The organism is Paenibacillus prosopidis (genome assembly GCF_003337375.1).
Lineage (GTDB): Bacteria > Bacillota > Bacilli > Paenibacillales > Paenibacillaceae > Pristimantibacillus > Pristimantibacillus prosopidis.
Genome location: NZ_QPJD01000022.1, coordinates 87,199 through 112,479, shown reverse-complemented (window position 1 = coordinate 112,479; position 25,281 = coordinate 87,199). Strand labels below are relative to the sequence as shown.

Below are 25,281 nucleotides of genomic sequence, written 5' to 3'. Positions count from 1 at the left end.
CCCCCTTATGGCTGTCCCCAATAAAACCCTCGTAAAATAAGTATTAGACTGACCCTAATAATAGAAACAGCGGTAGCCTGGGACGTGAAAATAATGTCCTAGACTGCCGCTGTTTATTGAATGCTATCGTATCCGTTAGCGTAATGACATTTCTTAATCAGCGAGAGCACGTTTTATGTTCGCTTTTGCTTCATCAACCAACTTTTCATCTCTATCATCAATTGCCTGCATCATTATCAAAATAGGAATAAGTATGGCAATCAATCGAGCTAATAGCTTCGTTTCTTCATCTACATCCCCATATTCTTTAAAAAAATTGGAACGCGCATCCGGAGGTAAAAAGCTATACACAAGATTCAAGTCACAAGCAGGATGCCCTATATTGATATCTCCCCAGTCGATAATCCCTGAAACTCTTCCATTCATATCTACGAGCATATTTTTAAAATGAAGGTCACCATGAAGGAATACGTGCTTTTGTTTCACTTTTTCAGTTTCGAGCTGCTCCAAATAATTCGATATTACATGATACTCTTCTTCACTAAAATGAAGGGCAAGGTCGGTAATGAATTTATGCATTTTTTCCTTACGCAGCGCAATATCTGTCATATTTCTATGATCATGTTGAACTCCATTTTCTTGGGCAATTTGTATAGGGAATGCATGTAAGCTTTTTAAAAATTGCGCGAGCGTTGTTGCCGATAACGCACGTTGTTGGTCAGTTAATCCGATTGGGAACTCTCCGGATAGATAGGGGTAGCCAAGGAAAGGTGCAGGATAATCATAATCCCCTTCCCCAAAAAATAGCGGTACCGAATATGTAATGGAAACATAATCTTTTAACATAGGTAGTATCTTTCCTTCGATTCTTAAACGATTAATTGCAACTTCTCTTCTGGGAAAGCGAAATACATATTCGGCCCCGACAAGAAAAACAGTGTTATCCCAACCATGTCCTAATTTTTTTACGCTTTTTGAAGCTAACTGCGGAAACTGACTGCTTATTAATTTATGAGCCAATTCTTCTGATACTTCCCATTCTGCATCCCATTGATTCGAACTTCCCATATCCCTTTATCGCCTCCTTCGCAAAAATAGAAAATCTGCGTACCTAACCTTGACCCATTTCCCACATCATACCATGGATTTAATATTCTGTTTGAGAACAATCTAACTAAACTGCCAGTTACTTTAATGAAGAAAATAGGAGCATGCCGACTGGCATGCTCCTCCACTATCGTACCCGTTAGCTTAATTCCCTCGAGATTTTTAACTCATCACACATTAAAGAAGACCTCCTACAAGGGGGTCAATATGAAAACTTTTTATTATTGTTTGGTTTATTAATGCTTATTAGTCGAGGTTGATATACTTATCAAAGTGATATACTTATCAAAGCAGTATGAATCTTTACCATAGCCATTACGCTCATAAAAAGCATGGGCGTCGGTTCGCTTAAATCCGCTACATAAAATAATTGTCATTACTGCTGTACTGGTCGTGAACGGGGAAGCCTTCTCTACTCTAACCGGCATTCCGTCCTTGTTCCTATGGTTTCTTCCAACGATTTTAGGCTCCCCTCTCATCGCCATGACCCTAAAGCGATTCATCCCATCCGAAAGGAAGGCTTAGCTTGGAAACTTGCCGTTACTTATGGTACGGTTCACCGCACTGTCTGTAACGGCAAGTTTTTCATCCGTTTCCCTCTAGCGCCTTGACTTCGCATGTTAGAATCGTATAACCCAAATGCAAGAGCTGAACAAAAAAGACCCTCTTCGAGGGTCTTAAACAATATTATTAGTGTCTTCAACCTAACTATAATCCCTGTTTGAAGGCCAAGACCCTTGAAGCTTGCGGAAGAGAATGATCTGACCGGTATGATAGGTATCGTGCATGGCGAGCGTTAGCAATTGGCCTCCGATTGGAAAATGCGGGAATGGACGATCCAGATCTTCATCCTGAAGATCATTCAGACAACTTTGAATATCTTGATGAACCTTGATCAGTTTCGCAACCACCTGTTCCCAAGTTTGTTCACCACTTGCAGTAAAGGTAACATCGTTCGAAGACGGTTCAGACGGTTCAAAACCTAATAATCTTTGCAGCAGCTGCTCTTTATAAAAAATCAGATGGGTTACGATTTCGAGAATTGTGTTCGATACTCCCGTCTCAGGACGCCAATTTGCTTGTCTTTCGTTAAGCCCTTCCAACGCTTTCATTAGAGGTGGATTCCAACCATCCCTCTGAAACGCGAACTCCATACTGTGCAATAAAATTTCCTGTCTGCTTAATTTCATACTCATCTTTTCCGCCTCTCTTTGCATTTCATTAGCGAAATCAAACACCTTCGTTAAGAAGTATATCAAATAATTACTGACACCTACTGTCAATAGAAATGATATGACCAAAATGTTAGTGTCCTTGCCCGGAATACATTACCACCAAGAAAACATGCACGTCTTCCACCAAAAAAACTTGCCGTTACTTGTGATACGGTTCACCGCGCTTGATCTTAAACTATTCTGCCCGTTAGCTTAACGCAGCCTCCAGGATGGCCACGCAGTTGCAGCTTTGCTGCCGGCCGCGTATCTGTACGGATTTAGTTCCTTACTCCCATGGCCGCAGGCAAAGGAATCCGATTAAAAAAAGGAAAGTTGAAATTCCATAAGCCTGTAAGTAAAATTTCCGATTCAAGCGTTTTTGTTCTTCATTCATTTCCGGATGCCTCGGATTTAACCAACCATGTATTTGGACCGCATACAACAAAAATATGAAAGCCACAATCAACAAAACCACGCCTAGTACATCTAAAATCACGATGTATTCTCCTCCTGGAGTAACATAATCACGATATTTTAATTACTTTCAACAGGCAGAATAGCGTTAGGCAATACCGGCCGTAGTGTCTAATACTTTTTCTTTGGTTTGTAAACTATTCATTACCTGGCATTGAGAACTTGATATAGTTTTGCTTTAGACACTCCGGTCTGTTCGGTTATTTCTTTTATGGTATATTTCCGACTGTCATACAGAAGCAACGCCATTTCAACTTTGCTCTTATCCAATGGCGGTCTTCCTCCTTTTCTACCTCGAGCCCGAGCTGCTTGTAAGCCGGCCTGGGTTCTTTCTCGAATTGTCTCTGCCTCCATTTCAGCTAAACCAGCCATAATAGCGAAAAAAAGCTTGCCCGCCGGTGTGCTAGTGTCTACTCCCAGAGTGATGATCTGCAGACTGATTCCTCTTTCTTTAAGATCATGCGAAAGCTCGATTAACTGCTTTGTCGTCCGACCAAGTCGATCCAATTTCCAGATGACTAATGTATCCCCCGAACGCAAGTACTCCAAGCAGCGAGCTAACTCTGGTCGATCACTTTTCTTTCCGGAGACCTTTTCCTCGAATATACGATCACATCCGGAGGACTTCAAAGAATCGATTTGTAAATCCATGGACTGATCGGAAGTCGAAACACGTGCATATCCAATTTTAGCCATTTCCCAATCCCCTTTTGTCTATTAAACCTTAGATTAGCATATTAAATACACCTTGAATAATAGACGATTTAATAGACTAAAACAATGGTCAGTTTGGGGCATTTTAGGCTATTGTTTAAAAAGTCTAAAAAACGATCGTTTTTTAGACAACAGACAGCCACTCTTATCTTCCAAGATTCAGTACAACATATTTTAGTGCTGGTTTTTTATTCTTCGCAATAAATTTATGTTCGACGCAAAAAAGGAACGTAACAGATCAGGCACGTTCCTTTCTATAATTAAAAATTCGGTTTCCCCTTTTGCAGGGGAATTTTCACATATGGTCCAGCATTCCATCCATAAAATTAACTATCGTTTGTAATTGATCTAACATCTCCGTGAAATCTTGACCAGGGTTCATTGGGAATATATGGATTGAATCATCGTTGAAGAACAAATGCTTTTGTAAACTGTCCTTGGCCTCTGCATATAGTGCCCAAACCTCACGAACTGGACGCGGGCTGTACATTTCACGAAACCGTTTTCCTTTTTCTTCTCCATATAAGTACTTGGAGTTACTATCGCGCTTGTAAGCTATTAGCTGCTCCATCTCTTTAGGTCTGCTCATTAAGCTATAATAAGAATTCTGCCAGAAGTTACTCATCGGACGATATTTAAAATCTATTACTAAGCTCCCAACATAAATGTCTTGCTTAAAATAGTCTATCCTGCCGTCAGGACGATTATTTTTCCCCATATAGAGTGGCGCTCGCTCCAAAGCCGTTCCACTAGCAGTGATCGGCAATACCGCATCATAAAAGTAATGGATACGAAGATCGTCTTTTAACATCACAATCTTCTCACCGCTTGGAAGATACGGAATTAGCAACGATTTGTCCTCAACCAAACTGTCATATAACCAACCCGATTTTGGCTTAAAACCTAACTTGAACAACAGCTTTAGAATTTGAATATATCCCCACATTTCGTAAAGTTTATCGGTTCGTTTCCACTGATAAGTAACTGCAGGATCAATGAATACCTCTAGTTCTTCTTCTTTAAGATCGCGGTGGAGCTGAAATAAAGCTCTATAACGAGAATCCGACTGGAGGTTGTGTGGGATATGCGTGAACGTCTTATTCGTAATCTCCTGATACCAAGGTGCATGAACAACCATTTGAAAACCGCTCTTCATCCGATGTACGAATTCCCGATAGTCTTCTAAAAGGAGAGAAACCCGCTCTTTCTCTACAATTTCTCTGCGTGTACTCTCTTGAAATTGAAACTTCTGTAGTTCCTCTAGTTCACAAATCACCTGCTCCTTATACGAATTTAATGAATCCTCGAACTTATCCAATAAAGCAAGCACATTTCGAATGATAAATTTCACCCAACGATTTTCAGGCAAGTCGTAATCAATCGCGTTGACTGGGGTTCGAAGTTGCCCCTCGTGGAATGATTTGGTCTGGAGAGTACGTACTGTCACATGGTCAATCTGTCTTGCACGGTATTCCCTCGTCCATCGATATTCCTTTCTAATCCGATAATTTGCTTTTTTATAAATATCAGTTAAAGCTGCCATAACCGATGGATAATGCTTTTTTATCATCATAAACTGTCTTAAAAGTTGAGGTGGGAGTGCTTTATTCTGGTTGTCTGCTGCGGAATAAACTTTTTTCACAAAATCAATAGCAAGCCCCCTCACTGTATCTTCCAAATCCTTTTTCATGATCTCTAATTGATCCTCAGTAACCTGTTTTGTACGCACTTTGAACGGGAGATAATAAGTAGTCCCTTCCGTTATAATCCTAGCCAAATATGTACCCGGAATTAATGGATAATAGTCCTTAGCATATAGTGCTATCGGTGTGGCCGACGGCTTCAGATATACATCGCCATTTTCATCAAGTTCTAACTTCTCATCTGTTAGCGATTCTAACCCGTACATATATAAACGAGCATTTTTGTCGTTCGCTCGAAATAGAATGCTAACCAATTTATTCTCCGTTAATTCGAAAGACATTGCCTCACCTAGCACTTCTTCTTTCGTATAGAAGATTTCAACTTTATTATGATGAATGTTGTTGTAAAGAAAAGAGATTCCCACTGATTCCAAACTTACACTCTCACTCTTTGGCGTAGAACTATACTGTAAAGCCATTGACCTTCAACTCTTTCGCTTTTTGGTGTATAGCGCTCCTCGTTTTCGTGAATTTCGATACGTTTTTGTGTTTTTCTATAAGTTGGTACAATGACCCTTCAACACGTTCCTCAGTGATTTTTCCTATGAGACTCTTTAGTAATCCTTCCGGTCCTCTCAACTTAGTTAAGATACGTTGTACGACCTGAATATCGAATGCATCTTCTCTGCTAAGAAACGTATTAGTAGGAAGATTTTTAAGATAATTGTCAATTTGCTTAACTACACGTGGTCCGATACCGAGATTTTTGTTCTCATTCTGCATGTCAGTATGGAGCTCCCATAAAAAACTCAACTCGTCATCGGTTAGAGATACTATGCTTTCTTGTTTTTTAAATTTGTTATACTGTTCAAATGTGTATGGCTTGCGTGTCTTCTCTTTTACATCTCGTAAGTTGCGATTTTTAAGCATTGCGTACGATTTAACATCCAGCGTAATAACATTAGCGCGATCAAGTACCTTATCCGAGAAATGATATGTTGATTCATCCAAGTTAACAGTACCAACAAACACCACATTCGGACCTATATTTATTTCTGGGCCGTATTGCGCTGAGTTATAAATTTGTTGAGCAATTCGATCGCTATATAGTCTAAGCATTCGACGATTGGGTTCCATCTCCAATACCGAAAGAAACTGTGAAAAGTAGTGTTCGACTCGAGAAAGGTTCATTTCATCGAAACAGATCACGAACAACTTGTTACGCTCTTGTTGTGCATGGAATAATGCGTCTACAAGAGAAGTATCACTAGGACGATAAAGCATGTTCTTTGTGTCTACATATCCGAGCAAATCTGTGTCGTCTGACCATGAAGGTCGTACTGGAATGAAAATGAGCTGACTTGCATCAAGTCCGAGTGCTCTACCATATGCTTGTACTACTTTAGATTTCCCTGTTCCACTCATACCTGCAAGAATCGTAAGCGCGTTCGATTTCATTGCTGTGTGAAAATTATACAAATCCTTCTCGTAATATTGCAGGCCCATCTCATGAGTGATATTAATGAAATGTTCTAAGAATTCTTCTTCCTTGTCCTGCATATCCTCCTCAGCAATCAGATAGATATCGTCCTTAACTTCCTTCTCAAAGTCTACTTCTTCATCTGAACGTATAGATTTCGCATGTTCAGGTTGGATCGTATGTCTAAGATCTTCTATAATAGGGGGAGTTATCTTTAGCTCCCTTTCAATTTCAATGTATGTATCTTGGTCTACGAATAACAATGCGTCGTCGTCATTACCTTCACGATAGACTTTATTCTCCCAAAGCGTAAATGGAATCGTTCTTACTCCAGCATTCGAAACAAACGAAAACCCTCCGTGTGCGTACTCATGTTTATCGAACATTCCGTAAGCAGTGTATGTATTTTCCTCTTTCCATAGCACAATTGACGGTGTATCGTCTGCTTCAATTGAAATACCTTCGGCGGTACCTACGTACTTCCCTTGAATAAGGGAGTCAACAAATTCTTCTTGAGTCATCTGATTTACTGATTTACTAAAGATGGGAATCGCTATGAATTGCTGGCTTACCTTATAACTTTCCAATTTTGGAATAAGACGAATTTCAGCTGCCTTATATACTTCCTCATGATTAGAAAGAACCTTTCTGCTCGGCTTAAACAACACAAGGCTATCCAAGAGGAATTCATATAATTCATTTACACGGTTAAATTCATTTTCTTGATAATTTTCTTGGAACCCATATTTCTCAAGTTCTGTAGAATAACAAGTAAAAAGGGTTTGATTTCGAGGGAAACTTTCCGGCGTTTCGTTAATAACCTTAATAAAAAATTGGAGATAATTTTGCGAGTTCACAAAAACTGTTTTAAATCTTCCAGTAAGTTCATAGGTTTCTTCGTTTGTTGATAATACACCCAAGAAATCAACATCCCATTTTCTTCGCTGTAACAATTAAATTCCTCCCTTAATATCGTATATTGCTATGTTCTTTTAATTCATTATAAGTACTAAACCCTATAACCTTTGTTCCATATCTTTCATTTAACAGGTTTTGTTTCATTGTGGATAAACGGAACTTGATAAACCATATTTCATCCGATTGTTCCAAGATTCCTGTTTGGATCGTCTGTTCCAAAAGATTTGGAGTAATTAAGTTAATCACAATAGAATCAATGTTTTCCAAACCATCAGGCATATTTCGATCGATGATCGTTACCGATCGCCTATTCTTCGAGTATTCTGCTTTCAGTTTTTCTATTTCATTCTCTATTGTATTTTTTTCTTCTATTAATTCATTTATCTTTCGAATTGATTGGGCCTTTTCTATTTCAAACTTAATCGCAGCTTCTTGCGATTTCTTGAGTTCATTTTGAAGATCTTTAATTTTGTGGTCCCTAGAAGCAATCTCAGTTTTTCGCACCTGAATGTCTCGCTCGAGCTTTTGAAGTTCTTTATGTACTTCATTTTTGAGACTCACGGTATGGTCGAAACTCTTTTTTAACTCTTTATTTGTTTTTATTACATCTTTATTCTGTTCTTGCAACTTTTTGTTCTCAATCTCTAGCTTATCATTTTTTTCTTTTAGGCCTTCATTCTCTTCTAGCATGTTTTTCCACTCTTCTTCGCTGAGCATCATACCCTCTTGTTCGCTCTGCGGTGAATCTGATTTATCCAATTCTATTCCTGTCAGTGAGTTTTTTTCTTCCTCTATAACACGTCCGTAAAGTTGCATCCCTTTATTAATCTGTATTGGATCAGTTTGAATCATCAAATACATAATCATATCGTTCATTTTTACTGTGTTGGAGTCTAATAATTCTTCCCAAAGAGTATCCGTATCTTTTTCGCTTAAAGCCACGACATATTCAAAGTTATCAAAATGTTTTTCAGAGAGTTTTCGCAAAAAAACTTTTGCTTTATTAACGTTCTGTGATTTGCTAATTTCTGCTTCAATTCGACTTCGAAACAAGTGTATTTGCTCTGCCTTAATTTTGTTTAAATCGCTAACCCCTTTTATTCCAATTCGTGATTTAGTACCTAAGGTTTCATTGATAACGCAAATCAGCTCTACTAATTTTTTGTCTGAAAGCTCGCTGAATATCCTTTTCCACACTTCTCTTTCCATTAGTGGTATCACCTTCATTTCCCTGTATATGATTCTGCTTTGTAATTATAGGACAACTTCGACAAATTAGAAATAAAATAGTAAAAATAGAAGTGCATCATAAGTCCTATTTAAAGTTGCTCACAGAAAATAAATGTTATTGGGCAATAAAAAAGCCGCCCATTAGGACGACTCACTTTAGTTTAAATCCTATAGTTCTGACCGGCGTGATCTTCGCAATCTCATTTCGCGGTATCACCCAAGTCTCAGCACCGTTTATAACTTTTACGTGCGTACCCTCTGCATCTTCCAGAACACCCTCATGAATTGCTGTTGTGTCGAGCTCCACCACCACCACAAGCCCTAAATAGTCATCGATCCGCATTGAAAGCCCTCCCTTGTTTTAAAGAGCAATTCGACGAGATCGATCATTCTCCTTCAAGGTTCACTAAGCGGCTTTTTTTCTTCATCAAACTTACCTCTATCAAATCGCCCAACAATTGAGTGAGGATGAACTTCTTCGCGACCCACATTAGAATCATGCCGCTCTCGTAATTCGCAAACCGCTGCACTAATCCTTACTGCCACAGTCCACAGGTAGAATGGGATATGTACATGGACCAAACAAGACATTAGTAACAGAATGTATATTCTGTTACTAATGGTAAACTTGCAATTAATGCTTTGTGACTTAATGAAAAAGAACGTCCACAAAGGCGTCCTCTTTTAAATCATAGTCCACACTGATCTATTCATGCTAATATTAGGTTTAATTACATTAATTCACCAAAGGAGATAGATTATATGACCGATCATACTGAGGAAGAATATCCTTTACTTCATTCACTTAGCCGTACCATTATATACGCAGACAAATTACTAGAAGAGTTAGCCGAAATAGGCGGATATACAACAAAAGATGTTGTCATATTCGCACTGTTTAGGCAGCTGCTCGATCAAGTAGATGGAATTTTTATTGGCGTGGATTATAACAACCTTGATTTAGCTAGAACATCACTTCGTAACGCTTTTGAAACTAATTTAGCAATCGAATATATTTTTAAAGATCCAGCACTTACAGCTGATCGAGCTTTAAGCTATAAGGCAGGATCAATTAATCAAGAGATTGATACGTGTGATTATGCTATAGCCGAGAAGTCATTGGAACCTGAAATTCAAGAGGCTGAATTAATTGCTATTCGAACGCACTGTGAGAATGAACTAAATTCACCTGACCTGGCACATATTTCAACTGAATGGAATCGCATAAAAGCTACTTTAAGGAGAGGATCACCTAAATGGTATTCGTTATTTAATGGGCCAACATCTATTTTTAAATTAGCGCAATACGTGAATTTAGAAAGTGAATATAAAACAATTTATAGCGGTCTTTCAGCAACAGCGCACGGAACAACTGCATTAAAAAATGTAGCGTTAGAACAACCAAGGAACAATATCCTTATTTTACCTTTACGAGATGAAGACAGAGTCCTTGAGGAAACACCACTAGGCTTAGGTAGAGCCTTTCTTTTGGGAACAATCTCTTGCATGATTACTAACTACGATCCAAACCCACAAAGACGCACTGAATTCGCACTGTTCCTAGATGAACATATAAAACTAACGAAAACCTGATTGCTGGCTATTATAACTATTCGAAGAGACAGTCTAAAGTGGCTGTCTCTTTCTGGTTTTATAACGTATTACAAGGTCTTGTCTTACATACAGTCTTACTTTTCAATTGAGCCATTAATTGCAACAGCCCCTCGCCGGCTGTTGTTCTTATTGAAGAGCTGATGTTCTGCTTTAAGGAGTTTTCTTAAGGCAATATGTATTCGTATTGCTGTATGACTTTGGCCTTGAGAGATTGCTTCTTCAAAGGCATCCTTGTATATTTTAGAACATCCTAAATTATATAATGTTCCAATTAAAACAGGAATAAGTAGAACGACCATTGAAACAAACATCCCTTTAAATAAGAATTCCTCCATGTTCTACTCCTTCTTCTTAAAATCAAAATTCAGGAGCGTTATGACAATAGCTGCAATTATCATTCCTAAAGCTAGTTGTTCGACTACATTCATGCCCAAGCACTCCTGTCTGCTTATTTTCGCAGTTCAACTTTTCCATCATCATAAATATTAATTCTTAGCAGCCTACCATCTTTAACATGATAGTTATAAACGCAATATTCATACTTCGCTCCGGCTCTTCCGAAATATTCTAGCTTCCCGAACCGTTCATAATAGGCTACTGCTTCTTTTCCTGATTTAAATTGGGGCAATTCTTTTTTAGTCATGCCGTTTGACCAAACGCTCCCTATTCACTTTTCTGGTTCCAGTGCCAATCGTCCAAAGTATTGATCAATCGATCCATTTTTTCAGGTCTAATTCTCCCGAAATTAAACCGATCAATTAATTTCTGATAATGCTTGTCGTAATCAAAAACTACTAACATTCGAAATTCTCCTCCCTCAAAACGAAGTTGTAGATTACGATTTAGCTTGTTCTTCCAGCCCAATCAACGCGCCGGCGACCAACGTGAGAGACTTACAAATCCATATAGTTGTCCCTTTGAATGACAGGTTCATTAACTGCAGCTGCTTGATCCAGCATTTCATTTTTTAACTGTTTAGGTAAATGCGGAACATTCTCTAATCGGATGTTATGAATGGCATCTTGACCTTTCAGCAGAACCTTTACCGTTTCCACTCCGTTTTCAGTAACAATTTGATATTTCTCTACCGGCGCATTAAGGATCTTTGCGTCAACGTCCAGTGTATTATCCATTGCTGGAAGGCCATCAGTCTTTTTCAGAATGTCTTTTAAGGTGATCTTTCCCTTTGACTCAATCCATTTATCATTTTGAACAGAATCGATCTTTTTAGGCTCCGTAGAAGCCGTATTAGCCTCGAATTGAATCGAATGATTTGCGTCCTGCCGTGATATCATACGTTTAAAAACGGAAATGAGGCCATCTAATTTATTTGGGTCATCCGATTCTTTGACGGCCAACATATACTCATTCTTTGGTACGATAGACCAATCTAACTCATACCCGGCCCCCCTTGATAGTTGTTCAAAGAAGGTGCGAATGCTGCGGCCGTTACCTTCACGAAAGTAATGACCAAAATTGATTTCTTGATAGTAATAAGCCGCCTTCTTGGCGAACGCATCTGGACTGAGATCTTTAAGAAAATTGTCTTGTTTAAGCTGATCAAAAACATAATCGGCATGACGGCCAAACTGCTGATAATCACAAAATTTGAAACCATTTTTTCCGATATTTACTGTCCGAAGCTCTCCTGCCCACGGATAAACGTCTTGGAATAAATGTTTATGTAAGGCCTTCAAATGATCCAGATCGAACGTACCTTTAATGGGGATGATGTCTAGTTCAATGTGTCGGAGTGCCGTCCGGCCGCGTTCAAAATCATGGAGTACCTCGGGATCTCGAATGTCGGCCAAATTAATCAAAACATTTGTGCCTGGATACGTGTACTCACTTTTCATTTCTCCTTCCCCTTCCGTTCGATAAAGGCCCGGTTATATTCCTCATCAGTGATCTCACCGTTCAAGCGTTTGTAAAGCAATTCCTTTTCTTCAGGTTGAAGATCGGCATTTTCATAAGCCCAGGATCCGTTCATACGTTTAAATGCTTTATCGAATTGTTCTCTAGACATTTTAGACATTTGGTAGCAGCCCCTTTTGGGTAAAGTTTTATTAATTGTCCGTACTTTGTTATCCGGTTACGGCAAGACCCTCCATAGCCTGAGAAACTGCAGCTGCAGCAGGCTGTTTCTTTCTGTGGGCCAAATACGTCTCAAGATCGTCAAGCGAATACTTGTCAAGCTCATGGTACATCTTGAACATTTTAAAGTTTTTAGAACCGTGAATGGCAGCCTGGAATGCATCTTTACCTTCCTTTTGAATCATGTTGGCCGGATCCTTCCCCTCCGGAAGCTCCGCAACCCAATTCTTGATACCTTCAATTAGAAGCAGTTCCCCTACAGTCAATGATCCCTCACGACCGGCCTTATCGCCGTCATAGATGGTGAATGTATTTACAACACCTTTTTTACGTAGTAAACGTGCATGATCCAAAATAAACTTCTTTGCGCCGCCAGTATCTACGCCGTTCGTTAACCCTGCACTTTCCGCCACAAGCCGGTCGATTGCTGACTCAAATATTAGTACAATGTTTTCTTTTAACTGATCGTATCCTCCTAGGATGTCATCGCCATACAAGTACAAGTGCTTAACGCTAGTCTTTTCGTCATTCACGGCACGCCCATACAGATCAATGACTTTTCCATTACGGTACACCGGAATAATAGCGCGATAGAAAAAGGTATCTAGCCCTTTGTGATTAATTAGCTTGAATGTATTCAATTCTTCTTTCGTGAACCCTTGTTGTTCAAGATGATTTCTCAGCGCCCGTCCTCCTGGCGCATAACCGGCTCTCGCTTTTTTTAAAACATCTAATGAAATCCCACGTGATACCAAGTACTCATAATTATTTTGAGAGTGGTAAAAATCTGCTGCTAATTTAAGGGCTAAACTTTTACGTTTCTGCTCAGTAAGTGCTTTCGGATCCTCAACAGGCAGATTCATTCCAGCCATATCGGACAGCTCCACCATCGCATCATAGAAAGTTTTTCCGACGACTTTCGTAAGAAAATGGATCGCATTCCCGCCTACCCCACAGGAGAGACATTTCCAAGTTTGCGTCTTTTTCTTGATTCGTCCATTATCAAAATCATTCTTCCCGCAACAAAAATCCGCTACGTAGTAATTGTTATCTCCTACGCCAGCCTTCGTCTGGTATCCGTGATTTTTCATAACTTCCATCATGTCGATACTGGAAAGCACAATGTCGATATACTTCTCTGTGAAATGAACTGCCATTGTTTTATCCTCCGTTTGCAGTTATCTTTGCCCTGCATTTCTTTTTCAAATATTTGAACGCTTCTTCGTCCTGTAAAATAACATCCTGGAAGTCCGATGGGATTTTACCGGCTCGAACGATCATTCTATGCGTATCCTCGGATAATGCCAGTGCTAGGCGGATCAATACATCTTCCGATGGCGGTGGAACCCTATCTTTTTCGATCTTGCTCAAATAAGGAGTTGTCACGTTCGCCATTTCAGCCACTTCAACTTGACTAAAGCCCTTACCGGTCCGCAAGGATCGTATATACTCTCCAAAGCTCATAAAACCCCTCCATAACAATCTAAAAAAAATTGCATTTCACTTCAATACAATTATATCAAAAATTGAATAATTATGCAACTTTTCCATACAAAAATATACAGAAGCTGGCCAATATGATCACGAGCAGCCAATAAGAAAAAGCCGCTGATCTTCTCTTTTCGAGAAGACTGGCGGCTCTTGTTATCTGAGGTGGGTTTGGATCCTTGCTTGTTTGAACGCAACTGCGAAGCCCAGTGAATTAGCATGAGCCTGCCGGATGTCGTTCTTGAAAGAGAAAACCATGTGTAGGAGAGGCTACAGCTTAACCAAAGCTACGCAAGAAAAGAATGGCCCGCAGTTGGTCCAACTGCAGGCCATTGTTTATTAAATTGGGTATTATTTTATTTTTCAGCATCAAAGAAATATTCGTAATTCGAATCATCAACCTTAATGCTTACCTTATTCTCGCCTTCAACTGCGGTGAAAGTGATCCAAGTGATATTGGGATTGGTTGCAGTTGACCAGCCATCAATCTCCAGGTCGTTGAGCTTTATTAAAGGATCCGATTCAATAGGGACATCGAAATCAATATTTATCTGCTCGCCACTGAATGTTTCCACCCGATCGCCAGGCGCGATCGTGAAGTAACCATTGCCGCCGCTATTCGGAAGAAAATAGTGGGCGCCTATAGTTAGTGATTCTCTATATGAGAGGACCGGTCGATCATTCGAATTTATTGAGAACGTTTCGTCATCCCCATCTGCACTATCAGAACCGCTTACACCACCGTTTCCAAATCCAGATTGACCTGAATTATCTTTGACTTGTGGTGAATCAGAGTCAGATTTGGAACCCGAATTCCCCCTGGAGATGCCTTCAGAACCGAAGGTATTGTTATGTCCAGATGAAGAACTTGAATAAGAACTAGGTTCATCATAGCTTGAATAAAGACCCCAACCAATAAAGATGATTAATAGCACCCACCAGAAGCGATGTCTCTTGTAATCGTCATGAGTGTAATCATAGTAAAGATCCCATTCGGCTCTGCGTTTTACCTGGAGTGGATATTTACTTGCACCGACCTTGCGCATCATAATCCAATAATCTTCATTACTTGGAACATTGTCATGAAGATTTTCTGGAGCTGGGTCTAATAACTTTAGAAAGTTAATAATTGCATTATTTCGAGCCATGGCGTAGAATACTACCTCTTTTATAGAGCGAGGAGTACTTCTATTCACGAGATGACCATCAATAACATTTTGATTTTTTAAAATCTCTTTTCTCATAGCTTCACGAATATCGAACCGCGCAATCTCAATTAGGTCAGCATCCACTTTTTCATCCGCTCCATTAACATCCAAAATTCCATCCGACAAATTGTTTCGATAAAAGAAAGTAATTCCCTCCAAGATGATTACTACCATATGGAATTTAGAACTAGGCTCTGTAATAACACCACCTCAATTGATTATCATTGAAATTGTCAAAAGAAAATAAAGTATTAGAGAAAATAAAGTTGTAAACTGGCACTTCGGTGCTCTTATAGTAGCAACTCGCACTCTTGATTTGTTCTTCCGGAAGTGTCGTTTCGGCGCGGCCGGTATGACGGGCAGCTTCGGTTTAAAGTTTTTCCCCCAGTATTTTAAGACAAGCATCGAGCAAAGACACATTTTTGTAAATTATGATCGTGATCTCCTGCCGAGCCCTGGTAAGCTTCTGGTAAAGCATTTTATCCAAGCGATAGTCAGGAGCCCCTGACTCCCTTTTTGATACGAGTTTTCCGTCTTGGTCGTAATGAAAATTCTGGTTTATGACAACAGCGACTTTATCAAACTCTTGCCCAATAACCGCATGTGCGTTTTTATCTCCTACCTGATATTTATCATACGATAACAGATTGTAACTTGACGTAGTATAGTCAATTACTTCGTAATCATTCATTTTCAACTTTTCTAAGAAGAATCTCAAGGAGTCAGGATTATTAAAGTATTGCAGATGAATGTTTTTATATTTCATCGTGGGATGAATTTTATTTCGATCAAACAAATTAATAATAAAGGCTGCAATTTCCTTGTTCGTTCGAATTCTCTCGGTGAGTAGATATTTTTTATGATTCAATTTCTCTATTTTCCCTGCAGAATCCCGCCTCGCTTCTTTAGAAGTAAATACCTGATCCGGATCATATGAAAAAATACACTTCACATTATTTTCGCTAACGTATTGGATGATTCTTTCTAATTGTTCACTATAAATCCGTTGTGTCTCGTCAATAATGATTAAATCGTATTTGGGGGTACGTGATAAGGCAAACTCAATGTTCTTGATTGAATGTACATTCCAAGAATAAGATTTACGCAAATCATGGTGTCCTTGTCCGAGATTACCACAATGGAATAAACAGACATTCCAGTTTAGAGCAATTAAATCCTTTGCAATATCATAGGTCAACAGCGTTTTTCCGGTTCCTGGTCTCCCTTCAATAGCCACATAAGGAATAGTGTTTGAAGAAACTATTTTAAGGATATCTCTTTTCGTTGCCAACTGGTTATCATTTAGGAAATAGCTCCCGGTCATAAACTTCTCCGTGGAGTTTAATGGAGAAACCAGATATACGCTTGGCTTAAACAGAGCGTCAATATCCTGAACGAAAAGATGATCTTGAATCTCGATGTCAGTCTTTAATGCTGAAAGGTTACTCAATAATAAATTGTCGTCCTCGTCCAATTCAAATACTTCTTCAGTCTGAACAATGTAAGCATAGATTTTTACTGGTTTGCCTAGCGCTCTTAGGTAGTATTTGTTTTGGATTAACTGCTTGGTTATTTTTTCAGGCGTACTGGTGTGTTTTAATTCTATATCTAACGTAAAATTGTTTCCAAACCGTAATAGATCAAACTCTTTCGATATTTGCGGAATTTCATAGCCAATAAAAAATTCATCTAACTGATCGGAACGCAGTCCATTATTAGCGACAATTTTTTTGACAAACTCAAAAATATCCTGCCCCTCCTGAGGTTTAACCTTAACACCAAAATACTCCAGGTATTTATTGAATCGGGCTTGATCCAGATTATGAAATACATCACCATAAGATTTTAAGTTCATCGAGCGCATCTCGTTTGATCCCCTCTGTTATATATATCTAACTTCCATATTCTACAGCACAATCCAAATACCTACGCACAAATCTTTAAACAATATCACCGTAGGGATTAAAAAAATTACCTAATTTATCCAGTGCTGGCCGGAAGCGCCGGTTTGGCGGGCGGCTGCTGCAGCTCGTACAGTCCGAGTCGAAGCCCTGCATCGCGATCGGCGCGCCAACGACGGCAACCGCCTCGTGCAGTTGCAATTCTGCTCCAGTCTAAAACCTTTTTCTGCAAAGCTGACGATATTTTAAAGCATAAATCGCGTCAAATCAATTATTCCAGTCTAATACTTTATTTTCTCAGTACAGAAATAACAGGAGATTACTGTGGAAAACAGGAGAAGCAATACTGTGAGGGAATAAAGAAACCAGTTTCTTTAAGTAAAAAAAGAGATGCTGCAGCAGCATCTCCCTCGAACGATCCTAAAAAAGAAAAAAGCCCCGCATACGCAGCAGCTTTTTTCAACCCGTGATATCGCGTTACCGCGAACTAAACCCTTATCTGTACTATACCATATTTTACTCTATAAAACAAGGGAAAATCTCACTTTGGAAGTGTAATGCCGACTGCCGCCGCCGCTTCCGCAAGCACTTCTGCTCCGGCCATTTTCTGCAGCTTCATGAAGAGGCGTTCATAGTCTTCGACCAGCTCTAACTTCATTTTTAGATCCTCAATCTCAGCTTTCCTTTGTAGCAGTTCGTATTCGATGAGCGCCATTTCATGATGCATATCAAGCAGCTGCGCGTGATAAGTCGGAAATTGTCCGATGATATATTCATCAATCGATTTCATCAACACCTTGTTCGTTATTACACTAACCTTTTGGGTAATTCGTTTCTTATCTACCCAACGGATTCCATGCAGGCGAATCCGAGTCGGATTTCGGAAACCATCAGTTACTAACCCATCCAATTCATCTGGATACTTCTTTTTATGAGGCTTGACCGATGTACAAGGAATCACCAGCACAGAAGTAAAGTCATTAACGAGTACTATGCAAGGATGCTCAAACTGCAGTTCCGATCCGAAATTAGTTGCGCCCAGATCTACCATTACAATATCGCCGTAATTATACGTCGTTGTCACCTTAGATGCCGTTAAATTAGCCAGCCAGCGGTCATGAAAGATAGTCCAGTGACCTAAGTTATATACGCTCTCCTTTTGCAGCTGATCCATGATATTCCACATTTTAAGCTTCCATTGGTCATATAGAATCGGATTGGCGTTTGCCTGGTCGGCCTTCGCGGTTGGTAATTTTGTTTGAAGCTTTATATCTCTTCTGTTAATCGGAAACAAGATATATTTCCTCCCATTTAAGTGTAGCGGCCGGATAGCTTGCCGCCCAGGCACAGAATACCATACCCCAGCTAGTTCTTCCGGAGGCTCGTTACGATGCGTTTTCCAGCAGCGTAATGAGTGGAAGAACTGTTTAGGTCAAGAGGGAAACTGGAATACCGCAGCGTGCGAGGATATGCCGGGAAAACTCTTGAGCTAGACGCGGGTGTGGTAGCATTCCTATCAGGTGGCAAGTGCCGTGAAAGAGGCCGCGAAAGCATCCGGCATGCCGGATGGTATCCATGCTTGTCATCGTATCGTAAATTAAGATAAAAGGGTGTATCTTTGAGCTGGCCTTTATAAAATTAAGGGGCTGCAGCTTGCAGCCCCTTAGAATAAAATTATGTGTTTGTCTCTTGCCTATGAATGTCTAGGTAGATCCTCGTGTCTCCTTTTATTTTTATGATAACTTCATCTGATTCTTCATGTCCGTTTGACCAGGTTGCATTAAAGGTGAACGTGTATGAACCATCCGGAAGCTTTTCATTATACGTTGTATCCACCATTTTACCTGACCAATTAATTTTCGTCTTTGAACTGAGAAGAACACCAAAATCAAATGGCTCTCTAACGACTAAGACTTTAGCTGCTTTTGTTGCAGACGTACCAGTGTTGGTTGTGGTAGCTTCCAAAACGAATGCTTCCCCTGCTACAAACATATTTGGTGTTCGAGGAGAGTTAACATCACCACTTACGCTCTTGTTGTATGCTAGCCGTAGTTCTTCATATCGATCCGTGTGTTTAACCTGTCCTTCTATCCTCAGATCTAAGACATTTATTGTTTTAACAGCATCTTTTTCACTTGGAAGTCCATGTTTGTCTTTTACACTGAGACGTACAGTATAAACTCCTGGATGATTATCTGTGACCGAGCTAGGTAATATTACGTCTTTTGTATCAAAAACTTTATTATAATACCCGCTCGGTCCATTAATCGTCCACGTATATGTCATTTCATCGCCATCCGGATCTTCAGAAAGGTTCTTGAGAGTAATAGCGTCCCCTTCATACACCGGTTTCGGTGACCAATCAAAGTCCGCTACAGGTGGTCGATTCGTAATGAAATGAATATATGCATAATGGCCTTCGTTCCCCGCAACGTCATAGTCTAACACCGTGAGACGGTATTCTTGGCCAGTAATTAAACCTGAAACCGTATAGGACTGTCTATTGAGTGCTAGCGGGATACTATACTCTGTTGTTCCATCACCATTCAAATCTATATTCGTTACACTACCGTCCGTGTTCACTTTTTGTAAATAGAACGTTCGTGTAGCGTGGCCCGATGAAGGATCAGGATCACTAAAAGCATTAAACGTTACGGTTACTGCTGTTGGCTCAACATCCAACTGCTCATCTACATCGGCCGGCTTGACGGTATCTACGAAGAAGAATCCATTAACTGAATATTTCCCCCATAAATAATTGTCGAATGCTCTTGCTCGCCAGTAATGTAGTCCATCGGCCAGTGCTGCAGGCGTATGGTTTGCTAATGCTGTTGCTGAATTCGTATCCGCGACTTTTACACCGTTTGATGCTTGGAATACCTCATAATCAATCGCTGTAATCGGATGATTCTCCGGATCGACGGTAAACACTCGCAGCTGCGGACGATTCAGATTGGTATAGACCGGGTTTTCTGCATTAGGGCCGTTAAACGATAGCAAATTCGTCTCCGGTGGTAGGTCTAACACAAAATAGCGAATATTACTCAAATCCGACCAAACGCCTGCAGAATATACTTGTCCTTGCACCTTCACCACACGGCCAGGAACAATACTTTCTGCCAGCATCGAATAATTTAGTGTCGATCCTTCAAGTTCCAGATGAAGGGCAAGTTCATTCGTATCCGCGTAATTAAAGGATAATCGGTACATTTCCTGCGGATCATTTTCTGCATCGAAATACGTCCATGTGACGGAAGGCTCTTTGGCCAGCACAGTTGGAGCAGCTGCAGTTGTACCGGTTGGATACGAAATCGTCATGACCGGCTTTGTTTGGTTCACAGGAGGTAAGGTATCTTTGAAAACGATGTACTGCCCCCAATATGACCATGCGCCGTGTATATCTTTTACTTGCTCCTGTACAATCAGCTCTACACCCGGACGGTTATAGTATTGTCGTTTTCCTGTTGTCCATATAGTTTCGTCGGCCCAACGCGTTCGGAATAGTTTGTCCGATAAGAGATGTGCAATATCAGGATCATAAGATGTATCGAAGGTGTCATAGTCAAGCGCCTCCCCTTCCGCAAACACCCTTCCTGTAAATCTGATGTCCGGCTGCGCCACTGGCCTGCGATGCACATACAAAAGCTTTTTCACCGGCTCTGACCATTTCCGATAAGCTGTCAATCCAGGATTGTCCTGCGCCCGGAATGTAATCTCATATACGCCAGCCTTTTCAAGAGCATTTATAGTTGATCCATAGGTTTGTCCATTATAGACACTCAATCCTTCCGGATTTTCGAAGAAGTTTGGATTATGGCTGTAGCTCCATTCTTCTGTACCCATTGGATCGTTCTCCACGTCCTTGAACAACTTATCATAGAAGATGGGATCATTGACGAGTACGGTTTCATACGTCTCTTCCGTGTACGTATCGCCGTAATTCGTTTTCTTCACATTAGAGAATACCGCATTAGGCTGTCCAAGCGACATTAACCCGGCAGAGCCCTTTAAGTAAGTACCGTCAGCAACCTCTAAAACTTTCGAGTGATTGACATAAACCCTCTGAATGCCATTTACAGACTCTACTTTGACCGGGTACGAAGTAAAAGCATTACGCGTCAGAGCCGCTGATTTCAACAATGTTTTAGCACCATTTACTACACGATACAAGGATAATGTATCTTTACTCCACTCCATAGCGTACATATTCTTCTCATTTTGAATTTGGAAGCCTGCACCTATGATTTTTGCATTTGCAGCATCGTTGACACTTGCGCTAAACTCTAATGCGTAGTTTTTCATTATGCTTCCAGCATCGTAGAGTAAACCGCCCCAATCGTCATTCACGATTTCAACGGTATCAGCGTTAATCCCTTTTAGCCCGCTTGTTCCGCTTGCTGAAACAAATGGCATGACATATTTATCGTAAAAGACAAATAGAGAGCCATCAGGCAGAATAGGCGTTGCATAATCTGCAGCATACTCCTGCCAAGTAACTGGCGTCAATCCAGGATCGGGAGTTGACGCGATAGCACTAAGTTTCGTTGCGTTAAACAAAGTGGCCGAAACCTTCCTTGGCGCATTGAAATCACTATAACTCGTTAGACCTACAGGATTAAATACAGGAAAAATGATTTCGCTGTTTGCATTAGCAAATATTTTCCCGACGTTTGCTGAAGCCCCTGCATCTACCCAAGTGCCAATTTGATTTCCCCACCGATTAAAAAATAGATTATAAGAACTGACAACCCTACCTTGACTATAAATATTCGTATCACTAAAAATCAGAGGGTTAGCATTTAAAGCCACTTCAGAGTAGGAATGTCCCCAATCATCTTGAGAAGTAACGACGCTTCGAGCATACGTTGTTTGAAAGTAGGGGCTGCCGTCACTATAGGTTGAACTTTGAATAGCATGAAATATAACGTTCGCATATTCATCGCTGTTACTCAGTTGTACATAGTTGATGAAAACATAATTACCATCATCGGAAACGGAAGCATGAGATAATCCTGCCGCACCTCCTAAGTTAACCGTACTCTTAACGCCATTAGCTCTAACTTGAGTGATGTATCCTCTGAGACTTTGCAAACTATTAGCATAACGATCTTGAAAATTGTACGTAAAATAAACATCGCCGTTATTACCATAGGTCATATTTATATTCGAATAGTAACCTCGGTACTCACGTTCACCTGAAACCTCCCAAACCAGATACTTATCCTTTAAGGAATATTTGTAGAAACGAAGCTCCATACTAAAATCTCCCCAAGTATCGGTTACGCCGTAAGCTTGTCTATGTCCGAGATACATGGATTGACCGTCTGGAGAAATTTCAGTAAAGGCAATATTAGTACCGATAGCATCTTGTGAACCAGCTGAACGGTAGAATGAAATTGTGTCCTTAAATACACCGAATTTATCATAAGACACTATCTTAACAAGATCCAGATCCGCTGGGTAATTCGTGCGATCAGAAAAGTAAAACGTTTCATCTGGTCCCACATTTAGAAAGGTTAAAACATCATCGGTAACGATTGAGAACGTTCTTAATATTTCACCCGTAACTGCATTATGCTCAGTAAAATTAAACGTTCGTGTAGGTGCAGCATACGTCTGAGAATAGGAGTAAACACGGCTTCCGGCAAAAACCGTTCTAATTAGAGATCCACTTGTTAACTTCCAAGTTGGCTTTCCTACTATATCGGAAGCCAGTTGGAATTTTGTTCGTGAATTCGGACCGTTTCCTGAGTTTGGATAACCTACTGCAAAGTTAGCCATTACAGCGTTCTTTGTCGCAATCGTTGTCGTATCCGCTTTCCAGCCTAGCTTATCTCCATTCCCACCTGCATAAGGCTTCATAAGTGTCCATGAACGGAAGATGGATGAAGCTGTATAGTTAGTTACAGGTGGTCCGCTATCTTCTCCCTGCCCTGGCTGCTGCGTAACCCCAAATGCGCTAAAGTTAACTTCCGGGGCATAGTTTAAAATATCGGTAGAAGCTATTCCAGAGTTGCCTTGCATCCCGTAATCTTCTGTTACCGAAGCGCGATATTGTCTTTTTCCGACTTTGTTATAGTTTAGAGCGTGTGTTGTTTTAAAATCACCTTCGTACAGCTTGATCCAAGATTCTTCATCAAAATTGCCATCACCATCTTGGTCATAACGTTCTTCAATAACAAGGCTTTTTAATATATCCCCATCAGGGCTGTCCGCTTCCATGTACAGCATAAAACCATTGTTTCGGTAAGCCTCTAATGGAGCAATCACTTCAATAGTTGGAGGTGCGTCAGGAACTACTTCTAAAACGAGAGTCCCCCAATCGCTCACTCTTCCCGCTGAATCGTAAACTTTGCCTTCAATACTATACTCACCTAAATCGGCAGGTGCATTTGTAAACCATCCATTCGTATAGGAAGCATCCGTAAGCTTTTTATATCGAGTTTCGGATTTACTAAAGTCTATCGTTACCCCTCTATCCGCAAGAGGCGTATAAGAATTTAGAAGATGATGTGGATACGCAAGGTCTCTTCCTTGTATAACACGTGTTATGCCGGCTACAACGGCTACTGGTTTAGGATCGATTACTTGTAGAACAGCCGTATCCCTTTTAGATCCTACTCCGTCAGTGGCCGTAAATTCAGCACTATAATTCCCAGGCTGCAAGTAAGTCGTATTTATAAATTCAAAATCGGTAGTATTCGGAAGCACTTGTGTAAGGTTGTCTGAGAATTTCCATGTGTATCCTGTTAAACCGTCTGAATGATTGATTAGAGAAGACGTTTCCCCTGCTACAATGATAGGTGGTTGAAATTCTATATCCGCTTTAAGGGCAGGTGTTGGTGGCGTTACAGGCGGTGGTACAGGTTCAGCAGCCGCATTAATGGTCAACTGCGCCCATTCAGATACCTTATTCGCACTATTCGTAACACGCAATTCTACAAGATACGCACCTTCAGCTGAAAAATCCTTGGCAACAGGTTTTTTATTATACGTAACCCCTGCAGGCGTTTTAAACTTCCATTCTCGTATTGTTATAGCTTCTTTTCCGGGTGAATAAGACAAAATATCGTCCAGCTTCGGATCATCTAACGGTTTCATATTTAGCTCAGGTTCAGACCGGTGATCCCCTTCCAAGTGACTGATAATAGCGACTGGAGAAGTTGGTTCATTTTTCTTGTTAAATACAACTTGAAAAGGTTTGGTATTATTGTCCTCATTTGATTCAGCAACAGCTAGTCCAAAGTCTGTTTTAGCTGTGATTTTTTTTATTCCACTTGTGGAGGAAGTTACATTAACTGTTACGGTTTTAATCGCACCCGGAGGAACATTAGATATAACCTCTGACTTAATACTTGTGCCTACGATACCTACGGTAAATGGCCCACTATTTTCTTTGCCTTGGTTTTTTGTCGTTATTTTGACAGGAACAGAATCGCCTACCCAAGCATCGCTTTGAACAACTAGCGGATCAATAATAAGGTCGGGCTTCTCTGGTGGTGGATCAAGTGGCTTGGCAGGAATATAAAACATTTCATACCACCATGAACCATCTGGCTCCCATATGTTCCACATTTGAACGACTCCAGGACCGAATTGAGTTGGTTTTTGCTGAATGATGGCATAATCCAACAGCGTATCCCCTGTCCAATTCGTACCTTTCCGTCTGTTATAACTTTGCAAAAAAGTAGGTGATTCTTTATAGGGATCTACGATTTTTTCAAGCCAAGATGCAGCTTCAGGATCACGCGATAAATTTGTTTTTCTTATTTCTTTTGTTGTACCTACAGTAGTTGCCCAAGGTGTACTAACCCAATTTTTAGCAACGTGTAGTGTGGCTCTCGAATCACTACGAAACTTCCAATTTCGATATAAATTTCCTTCTGCATCCCAACCAAGATAGCGATATTGACCAAGATCAAAATCGTTATCGGCTACATCTGAGGGACATCCATACACCACAGCTCTTTCGCCAATACCAGCCTGATTTAACAAGAACTTTTCACTTAATGGCTTACCATTTCTACTTTGTAAAGGTATATTGTAGTAATCAATATATTCTTTTGCTTCGTTACTATATGCAGCAGGTGCAGGGCAGTTTGTTGCGGCTGCGACTTGTCCATACAACGGTAATGAAGTCACGATAAGGAGAAAGGATATTAAAAGTAATAAATACTTTTGTAGCAGCTGCTTCAA

Annotated in this window: 18 protein-coding genes; 1 reads left to right on the top strand and 17 read right to left on the bottom strand. The window is 40.3% G+C overall.

Annotation, left to right across the window (positions count from 1 at the left end; all coding sequences use genetic code 11):
* Positions 1-153: 153 nt before the first annotated feature.
* From DFP97_RS26950 to DFP97_RS26910, 8 genes are all read right to left on the bottom strand, one after another.
* Positions 154-1,068, bottom strand: coding sequence for a phosphotransferase (locus DFP97_RS26950; protein WP_114383776.1), 915 nt, complete (start codon positions 1,066-1,068; stop codon positions 154-156).
* Between the two features lie 743 nt (positions 1,069-1,811).
* The gene (locus tag DFP97_RS26940; RefSeq protein WP_181873698.1) at positions 1,812-2,303 is read right to left on the bottom strand and encodes a DinB family protein; all 492 of its coding nucleotides are present in this window, start codon (positions 2,301-2,303) and stop codon (positions 1,812-1,814) included.
* Positions 2,304-2,607: 304 nt separating this feature from the next.
* Positions 2,608-2,817, bottom strand: a complete 210-nt coding sequence (locus DFP97_RS26935) for a hypothetical protein (RefSeq protein WP_114383773.1) — start codon at positions 2,815-2,817, stop codon at positions 2,608-2,610.
* Between the two features lie 122 nt (positions 2,818-2,939).
* Entirely contained in the window at positions 2,940-3,491 is a 552-nt protein-coding gene (locus tag DFP97_RS26930; protein ID WP_114383772.1) for a recombinase family protein, read from the bottom strand.
* A 313-nt stretch (positions 3,492-3,804) separates the two neighbouring features.
* A complete protein-coding gene (locus DFP97_RS26925) occupies positions 3,805-5,631 on the bottom strand; it encodes a DUF2357 domain-containing protein (RefSeq protein WP_114383771.1) in 1,827 nt (608 codons plus the stop codon).
* Entirely contained in the window at positions 5,615-7,585 is a 1,971-nt protein-coding gene (locus DFP97_RS26920; RefSeq protein ID WP_114383770.1) for an McrB family protein, read from the bottom strand. Before DFP97_RS26920 ends, DFP97_RS26925 begins: the two co-directional genes overlap by 17 nt.
* Positions 7,586-7,598: 13 nt before the next feature.
* The gene (locus tag DFP97_RS26915; RefSeq protein WP_114383769.1) at positions 7,599-8,759 is read right to left on the bottom strand and encodes a coiled-coil domain-containing protein; all 1,161 of its coding nucleotides are present in this window, start codon (positions 8,757-8,759) and stop codon (positions 7,599-7,601) included.
* A gap of 172 nt (positions 8,760-8,931) precedes the next feature.
* Positions 8,932-9,123, bottom strand: coding sequence for a hypothetical protein (locus tag DFP97_RS26910; RefSeq protein WP_114383768.1), 192 nt, complete (start codon positions 9,121-9,123; stop codon positions 8,932-8,934).
* A gap of 419 nt (positions 9,124-9,542) precedes the next feature.
* Here DFP97_RS26910 and DFP97_RS26905 point away from each other — a divergent pair, with 419 nt between their 5' ends.
* A complete protein-coding gene (locus DFP97_RS26905) occupies positions 9,543-10,373 on the top strand; it encodes a DUF5677 domain-containing protein (protein ID WP_114383767.1) in 831 nt (276 codons plus the stop codon).
* Between the two features lie 95 nt (positions 10,374-10,468).
* Here the strand turns inward: DFP97_RS26905 and DFP97_RS26900 are convergent, their stop codons facing one another.
* The 9 genes from DFP97_RS26900 to DFP97_RS26855 form a co-directional block, all read right to left on the bottom strand.
* The gene (locus DFP97_RS26900; protein ID WP_114383766.1) at positions 10,469-10,729 is read right to left on the bottom strand and encodes a hypothetical protein; all 261 of its coding nucleotides are present in this window, start codon (positions 10,727-10,729) and stop codon (positions 10,469-10,471) included.
* Positions 10,730-11,287: 558 nt separating this feature from the next.
* Positions 11,288-12,214: a Fic/DOC family protein gene (locus tag DFP97_RS26890; RefSeq protein ID WP_245976618.1), complete on the bottom strand. Its 927-nt coding sequence runs from the start codon at positions 12,212-12,214 to the stop codon at positions 11,288-11,290.
* Between the two features lie 32 nt (positions 12,215-12,246).
* Positions 12,247-12,429: a hypothetical protein gene (locus DFP97_RS26885; protein WP_114383763.1), complete on the bottom strand. Its 183-nt coding sequence runs from the start codon at positions 12,427-12,429 to the stop codon at positions 12,247-12,249.
* Between the two features lie 49 nt (positions 12,430-12,478).
* Entirely contained in the window at positions 12,479-13,645 is a 1,167-nt protein-coding gene (locus DFP97_RS26880; RefSeq protein WP_114383762.1) for a toprim domain-containing protein, read from the bottom strand.
* Between the two features lie 4 nt (positions 13,646-13,649).
* The gene (locus DFP97_RS26875) at positions 13,650-13,952 is read right to left on the bottom strand and encodes a helix-turn-helix domain-containing protein (protein ID WP_114383761.1); all 303 of its coding nucleotides are present in this window, start codon (positions 13,950-13,952) and stop codon (positions 13,650-13,652) included.
* Between the two features lie 380 nt (positions 13,953-14,332).
* Positions 14,333-15,343 (bottom strand): hypothetical protein, encoded by a 1,011-nt coding sequence (locus DFP97_RS26870; protein WP_147275099.1) that lies wholly within the window; start codon positions 15,341-15,343, stop codon positions 14,333-14,335.
* A 211-nt stretch (positions 15,344-15,554) separates the two neighbouring features.
* The gene (locus DFP97_RS26865) at positions 15,555-17,039 is read right to left on the bottom strand and encodes a DNA/RNA helicase domain-containing protein (protein ID WP_181873697.1); all 1,485 of its coding nucleotides are present in this window, start codon (positions 17,037-17,039) and stop codon (positions 15,555-15,557) included.
* 587 nt (positions 17,040-17,626) lie between these two features.
* Positions 17,627-18,379 carry a type II toxin-antitoxin system PemK/MazF family toxin gene (locus tag DFP97_RS26860; protein WP_114383758.1) on the bottom strand — a complete coding sequence of 251 codons (753 nt, stop codon included), beginning with the start codon at positions 18,377-18,379 and terminating at the stop codon, positions 17,627-17,629.
* A 380-nt stretch (positions 18,380-18,759) separates the two neighbouring features.
* Positions 18,760-25,281 (bottom strand): Athe_2463 domain-containing protein, encoded by a 6,522-nt coding sequence (locus DFP97_RS26855; RefSeq protein WP_114383757.1) that lies wholly within the window; start codon positions 25,279-25,281, stop codon positions 18,760-18,762.